This window comes from Sphaerospermopsis aphanizomenoides BCCUSP55, from assembly GCF_001586785.1.
Lineage (GTDB): Bacteria > Cyanobacteriota > Cyanobacteriia > Cyanobacteriales > Nostocaceae > Sphaerospermopsis_A > Sphaerospermopsis_A aphanizomenoides_A.
Map to the genome: position 1 here is coordinate 1 of NZ_LUFH02000244.1, position 1,488 is coordinate 1,488.

Annotated in this window: 1 protein-coding gene; it reads left to right on the plus strand. The window is 35.8% G+C overall.

Features of this window, described 5'->3' with window-relative positions; translation table 11 throughout:
* A protein-coding gene (locus A0J48_RS26600; RefSeq protein WP_200327566.1) for an IS5 family transposase occupies nt 1-1,488 on the plus strand; the annotation gives its coding sequence in 2 pieces (ribosomal slippage) (nt 1-549 and nt 552-1,488; 1,486 coding nt annotated over the 2 pieces). This gene is flagged as partial in the annotation.

A 1,488-nucleotide genomic window follows, 5' to 3' on the forward strand; every position in this document is an offset into this window, starting at 1 on the left:
CGCAAACAAAAACAACAAGACACGCCATCGGAAGAGTTTGGGCTACCCTTTGGAGGGAAACTAGCAGCAGATAACCGTTGGGTAATCTTGGCGGAAATAATACCTTGGACAGAATTTGAAGCAGAATACGCAGCGATATTCACTGAAGTTTTAGGCGCACCAGCGAAAACATTTAGAATGGCATTGGGAGCATTAATAATCAAAGAGAAACTAGGGACAAGTGATCGGGAAACAGTAGAACAGATTAGAGAAAACCCTTACCTGCAATACTTTATAGGAATGTCAGCCTATAGCAATCATTCCCCATTTGACCCATCAATGCTAGTTCATTTTCGAGAAAGGATAGATATGAACTTAGTCAATAAATTGAATCAGAAGATAGTTAAAAATGTATTAGAAAGTCAAGAGGAGGAAGAAGTAAAAGCAAAAAAGTCAGAAGTAGAGGATTCAAAAAGTGAGGTGATGAATCGAGGTAAATTAATATTAGATGCCAGTTGTGCGCCAGCAGATATAAGTTATCCCACAGATTTAGGATTATTAAATCAAGCATAAGATTGCACACAGAAACAATTATAGATATATTATATAACTCCCTGAAAATCAAAAAAGGCAACAAACCCAGAACCTACAGAAAAAGAGCAAGAAAAGATTATTTAGTAGTAGCTAGAAAAAAGAAAGTAAAATCCTCTGAAAGAAGAAAAGCTATCAAGAAACAACTGCAATATATCAAAAGAAACCTAGCGCACATTCAACAACTAATGAATGCGGGTGCGTCACTCTTAGAATTGAGCAACAGACAATATAAAATGTTGCTAGTAGTGGCAGAAGTGTATCGTCAACAACTATGGTTATATGAACATGAAAAACGGAGTATAGAAGACAGAATTGTCAGCTTAAGTCAACCACATATTCGTCCGATAGTCCGTGGTAAAGCCGCTAAAAACACGGAATTTGGGGCAAAGTTCTCAGCTAGTTGCTTTGATGGTTATGTATTTTTAGACCATATCAGTTGGGATAATTTTAATGAATCAGGGGACTTAAAATCACAGGTTGAAGCCTACAAAAATTACACTGGATATTATCCTGAATCTGTTCATGTAGATAAAATTTACCGTAATAGGGAAAATAGAGACTGGTGTAAAGAAAGAGGAATTAGAATTAGCGGATCACCACTGGGTAGACCACCTAAAAATGTCAGTAAAGAAACAAAGAAACAAGCTATTGATGATGAACGGATTCGTAATTCTATTGAGGGTAAATTCGGACAAGGTAAACGAAGATTTAGCCTGGGTAGAGTCATGGCTAAATTGCCTCATACTTCTTTAACTTCTATTGCTATTTCTTTTTTGGTCATGAACCTTTCTACCCTCTTATCACGGCTTTTTTGGGGATTTTTTTGTCAATTTTTCAGAATTACGTCTTTTTTACCTTATTTGATTAGTCAAAGTGATTATTTAATGAAGTTTAGACAACAAAATCTTATCTTTA